The sequence below is a fragment of the Mycobacterium sp. genome (assembly GCF_049673265.1).
GTDB lineage: Bacteria > Actinomycetota > Actinomycetes > Mycobacteriales > Mycobacteriaceae > Mycobacterium.
Window position 1 is genome coordinate 1 of sequence record NZ_JBATXN010000496.1, and the last position, 5,055, is coordinate 5,055.

The 5,055-nt window shown below is 67.2% G+C and carries 5 protein-coding genes; 1 reads left to right on the forward strand and 4 read right to left on the reverse strand.

The window, feature by feature from the left end:
• Window positions 1-257: 257 nt before the first annotated feature.
• The 3 genes from WBF82_RS17160 to WBF82_RS17170 form a co-directional block, all read right to left on the reverse strand.
• The gene (locus WBF82_RS17160; protein WP_424384166.1) at window positions 258-947 is read right to left on the reverse strand and encodes a C39 family peptidase; all 690 of its coding nucleotides are present in this window, start codon (window positions 945-947) and stop codon (window positions 258-260) included.
• A 108-nt stretch (window positions 948-1,055) separates the two neighbouring features.
• The gene (locus WBF82_RS17165; RefSeq protein ID WP_424384167.1) at window positions 1,056-1,754 is read right to left on the reverse strand and encodes a type 1 glutamine amidotransferase; all 699 of its coding nucleotides are present in this window, start codon (window positions 1,752-1,754) and stop codon (window positions 1,056-1,058) included.
• A complete protein-coding gene (locus tag WBF82_RS17170) occupies window positions 1,751-2,971 on the reverse strand; it encodes a MurT ligase domain-containing protein (protein ID WP_424384170.1) in 1,221 nt (406 codons plus the stop codon). Before WBF82_RS17170 ends, WBF82_RS17165 begins: the two co-directional genes overlap by 4 nt.
• A gap of 130 nt (window positions 2,972-3,101) precedes the next feature.
• On the opposite strand from WBF82_RS17170, the gene WBF82_RS17175 reads away from it, so the two are divergent.
• Complete coding sequence (locus tag WBF82_RS17175) at window positions 3,102-4,091, forward strand: DEDDh family exonuclease (RefSeq protein WP_424384168.1); 990 nt, start codon at window positions 3,102-3,104, stop codon at window positions 4,089-4,091.
• A gap of 61 nt (window positions 4,092-4,152) precedes the next feature.
• On the opposite strand, the gene WBF82_RS17180 is transcribed toward WBF82_RS17175, so the two are convergent.
• On the reverse strand, window positions 4,153-5,055 hold a 903-nt coding region (locus tag WBF82_RS17180; protein ID WP_424384169.1), incomplete at its 5' end, for an alpha-isopropylmalate synthase regulatory domain-containing protein.

A 5,055-nucleotide genomic window follows, 5' to 3' on the forward strand; every position in this document is an offset into this window, starting at 1 on the left:
ACCCTGGGCCGCGCGTTGACCGGGCGACGCGCGATGGCATGACGGGCGCCAACGCAATCACATGGGTAACTCCGTTAACGGCAACCGACCATGAGTCTTTTTCGCAATGCGATGCGCCGGTGATATCACCGGCCTGACAATCCGGTCGTGATATCGCATGTGGTCACAAACCGAAAGAAGCATCTCACCTTACTGAGTGACGCCAGAGGCTGGTGTGACGGAATCGGGCGCCCGCCACCCGGCTAGGCCCATCGCTGTCAGCTGGTCACGATCGCCATGTCGTCGCTGGTATCCCAAGCCTGTTTGAAGGTGGCCATGGAAACCTGCTCGTCGCGGCCGGCCCTGCGGCCGCTGTCGTTGACGTGCACAACACCTGCGTCCGTGTCGATCCCGGTGACCACCACGAAGTGATCTTCCTCGGTGCGGTCGCCCGACTCGTTCCAGAGGATTTGGTCGTTAACTCCGACGATCACCTTGTCGCCTTGATCCAGATCACGCTCCACGGCGCCAACATTGGTATCGACATCGGAGGCCTGGATGCCATAATGCGCCAATAGCACCGGCAGGTCCCTGTTGCTCGTATCCTGCGACGGACGGTAGATCGATCCGGAGTGCTTGACGCTGGGGGTGTTTCCGGCCGTGTCGTCGATCTGCTGCTCGGTCGGCTCGTTGCCGGTGATCTGGCCGACCACATCGGCAACGGCCATCTCCCCGCAGTCGGAATCCTGTTGTTGTTCGCGCCAATAGGGCGCGGCGGCGCCTGGGTCGCCGTGCATCGCGACCTGCGGGTTGGCCTGGTGGTTGGCCTGGTGGTCGGTCAATAGAGAGGACGCGCCCGCGTCGGCGTACGCGCCGCCGGCGAATGTGATCGCGCAAGCGGCGACGGCCGCGCTCAACAGAACCGCGCGGCCGGCTGGGGCGACTTTGGTGCGTGAGGTGCTGGTCATTGTGCGTCCAATCCTCGTGCCCCCACACAGCGCGGTGCTGTTCAGAAAAGGCTGAGGGACGTTGCTATGTGGATCATTAGAGCCACCTATCGCGCGGGTAGGTAATTCTCAGCGAACCGCCAGGCGCTCGCGACGCAGCAAGTCCACCTCGGGTAATTCCAGCGGCGCCAGCTCACCCACCACCTTGCTCAGCAGCAGGTCGGCGAGCTCCGGATTGCGGGCCAAGCAAGGCCCGTGCATGTAGGTGGCGACCACGCTGCCCTGCACCGCGCCGTCGAACCCGTCGCCGGCGCGGTTGCCCGCACCCTTTTTCACGACGCCCAGCGGCGACGCCGCATCACCGAGCACGGTTCCGCCGCGGTGGTTTTCGAAACCGGTCAACGGCTGCGTCAACCCGGTCAGCAGCGGCGTGCTGACCACCTCGCCGATGGTGCGAGCGGTCTGCGGCGAGGTGGTGGCATCGAGCAGGCCCACCCCGTCTACCCGTTCACCCGACGACGTTTCATACCAGTGGCCGAGCACCTGGATGGCCGCGCAGATCGCCAACACCGGCGCGCCGCGTGCCGCGGCGCGCTGCAATCCCGGGTGGCGGATCAGATGCTTGGTTGCCAGCCGCTGCGCGTAGTCCTCGGCACCGCCCAACGTGTAGAGGTCGAGGCTGTCGGGCACCACGTCGGCCAGCGTGATCTCGACGATCTCGGCGGCGATGCCGCGCAGCCGCAGCCGTTGACGCAACACCGCCGCATTTCCGCCGTCGCCGTAGGTGCCCATCACGTCGGGCAGCACCAGCCCGATCCGAATGGTCATCTGATCCGCCGCTGCAACTGCAGGAACGCCGTGTAGTTGGCGACGACCTCGACGCGACCGGGTGGGCACGACGCGATGGCAGCCATCGTGTCGTGCACCAAGGTGTGTTCGACGTCGGCGTACCCCAATCGCACCGCCAGATCGGTGCCGCGTTCACCCGCGGCTACAACTTTCGTGCTTTCGAAATGCTCGAAGCGCACGTCCCACAGCCAGGACAAATCTTCGCCGTCGGGCACTTGCCCGTTGACCGTGATCACCACCCCGGCCGCGTCCTTGTCCACCATCGACAGGGCTTCCTGCCAGCCGGCGGGATTCTTGGCCAACAACATCCGCACGGTGTGCGCGCCGACGCGAATCGTGCGATAACGCCCGGCGACCTCGTCGACCCCGGCCACCGCTGCCACCGCGGCCGCCGGGTCGGCGCCCAGCGCGACGGCGGCCGCCACCGCCTGGGCGGCGTTGCCCCGATTTACCGCGCCCGGCAGCGCCAACTGCATCGGCAGGGCCAGCCCGTCGGGCCCGTAGAGCCGTTCGTCGTCGAACCACCACTGCGGGCTGGGCCGCTTGAAGTCGGCCCCGGTGGAATACCAGTGGCCTCGATCGCGGACGATCACCTCGCCGCTGCGCGGGCAGCTGACCGAATCGGCCGCCCAGCTGCCGCCCGCGGCCACCCACACCACGTTGGCGCTGTCGTAGGCGGCCGAGGTCATCAGCACGTCATCGCAGTTGGCGACGACGACTGCCTGGGGGTGGCTGGCCAGCCCCGCCCGCAGCCTGCGTTCGATCACATTGATCTCGCCGACCCGGTCCAGCTGGTCGCGGGACAGGTTGAGCAGGACAATAACGGCAGCGCCGGCGGCATCTAAGACATGCGGCACGTGCATCTCGTCGACCTCGAGGACCGCCAACGCGGCGTCGCGGTCGGCGGCGAGCGCCGCCACCAGCCCGGCGTCCATGTTGGCGCCTTCGGCGTTGGTGGCCACCGATCCCAGCGTGCCCAACGCCGCCGCGGTCATCCGGGTCGTCGTTGACTTGCCGTTGGTCCCGGTGACGACGACGCTGCGCCGGCCGGCGCCGAGCTGACGCAGGATCGACCGGTCCAGCGTCATGGCAACCAGGCCGCCGATCATTGCGCCCGCCCCTCGGCCGGTCACCCGGGATGCCCATCGCGCGCCGGCTCCGGCGGCCAGGGCCAGGCGTCCTCGGGTGGTGATCACCCGGGTGAGTTTAAGGGCGATCGCCAGCTCGGCGCTTTCCCGAGCGCAGCGGGTCGACCTCATGAAGCAAAGGGCGCGACACGGCGCGCAGCGACCCGGCGATGTCGGCTCGACGTGCCATCCTCCAGTTATGCAGACCGTTTGGGGTCGGCCAGCCACGGCACCCGACGAGGGCTGGGCCGTCATCGACGTCGAAACCTCCGGCTTCAGACCTGGCAGCGCCCGGGTTATCAGCCTCGCAGTGCTGGCCCTCGACGCCAACGGCCAAGTCGAGCAATCGGTGGTCAGCCTGCTCAACCCGGGCGTCGATCCCGGCCCGACCCACGTGCACGGCCTGACCGCCGCGATGCTCGAGGACCAGCCGCAGTTCGCCGACATCGTCGGCGATGTGGCCGAGTTGCTGCGCGGCCGCACCCTGGTCGCGCACAACGTCGCGTTCGACTACGCCTTCCTCACCGCGGAGGCGGAGTTGGCCGATGTTGAACTGCCGATCGACTCCGTCATGTGCACGCTGGAGTTGGCGCGACGGCTGGAACTGGGCATCGACAACCTGCGGTTGGAGACCCTGGCCGCGCACTGGGGAGTGACCCAACGGCGCCCGCACGATGCCTTCGACGACGCCGTCGTGCTGACCAACGTGCTGGCGGCCGCGCTGGAGCGGGCCCGCGACCGCGGCGTCTGGCTACCGGTACGTCCGATCACCCGCCGGCGTTGGCCCAGCGGCCGAGTCACCCACGAGGAGCTGCGCCCGCTGAAGATGCTGGCATCCCGGATGCCATGCCCGTACCTGAACCCGGGCCCCTACGTCCGCGGCAGGCCGCTGGTGCAGGGCATGCGGGTTGCATTGGCGGCCGAGGTCCAGCGGACACACGAAGAGCTGGTCGAGCGGATCCTGCACGCCGGATTGGCTTACGCCGACGCCGTCGACCGGGAAACCTCGCTGGTGATCTGCAACGAATCCCGTCCCGCGCACGGCAAGGGCTACCAGGCCCGCGAGTTGGGCGTGCCCGTGGTTTCCGACGCCAAGTTCATGAACTGCGTTGGGACGGTGGCCAGTGGCACAGGTGTCGAGGACTTCATCGACGCAGCGCGCGCCGGCGAGCAGTTCGCTTTGTTCTGATTGCCCGGCTCCTCCTCACGCCGCTGCGCGGCGCGCATCGTCGCCGCGCGGTTCTGACGACTCAATTCCGTGCGGCCCGGTTGACCGCTGAGACGACGGCGCGCAGCGACGCGGTGGTGATCGACGGCGCGATCCCCACGCCCCACACGGTTTTGCCGGAGACCGAAGCCTCCACGTAGGCCGCCGCCTGAGCGTCATCGCCGGCGCTCATCGCGTGCTCGGAGTAATCCAGAACGGCCACGTCAAACCCGACGGTGCCCAGCGCGTCGACGAAAGCCGCAAGCGGCCCGTTGCCCAAACCGCTGATCTCGGCCTCCACGCCGTCGATCTTGACGGTGGCGGCGATCCGGGTGATGCCGCTGTCTTCCTCGGATGCGTCGACCCGCTGTTTCACCCGCTCCAGCGGTCGCACCGGCGCCAAGTACTCCTCGGCAAACGCATCCCACATCGCTTTGGGACTGACCTCGCCGCCTTCTCCCTCACTGATTTTCTGAATAACTTGGGAGAACTCGATCTGTAGCCGGCGCGGCAACGCCAGGCCGTGATCGGCCTTCATGATGTAGGCCACCCCGCCCTTGCCGGACTGCGAATTGACCCGGATCACCGCTTCGTAGGTGCGCCCGACGTCACGCGGATCGATCGGCAGATACGGCACCTGCCAGAGCATGTCGTCGACATCGGAATCGGCAGCATCGGCGTCGAGCTTCATCTGATCCAAGCCCTTGTTGATGGCGTCTTGGTGGCTGCCGGAGAACGCTGTATAGACCAGATCGCCGCCGTACGGGTGACGTTCGGGCACCGGCAACTGATTGCAGTACTCGACCGTGTGGCGAATCTCGTCGATGTTGGAGAAGTCGATCTGCGGGTCGACACCGCGGGAGAACAGGTTCAGGCCCAGCGTCACCAAGCAGACATTCCCGGTCCGCTCGCCATTGCCGAACAGGCAGCCCTCGATCCGGTCCGC

What these genes read in the sequence shown, in the direction of transcription:
- WBF82_RS17160 (WP_424384166.1), bottom strand. Translation starts at nt 947, where the DNA reads ATGACCAGCACCTCACGCACCAAAGTCGCCCCAGCCGGCCGCGCGGTT.
- WBF82_RS17165 (WP_424384167.1), bottom strand. Translation starts at nt 1,754, where the DNA reads ATGACCATTCGGATCGGGCTGGTGCTGCCCGACGTGATGGGCACCTAC.
- WBF82_RS17175 (WP_424384168.1), top strand. Translation starts at nt 3,102, where the DNA reads ATGCAGACCGTTTGGGGTCGGCCAGCCACGGCACCCGACGAGGGCTGG.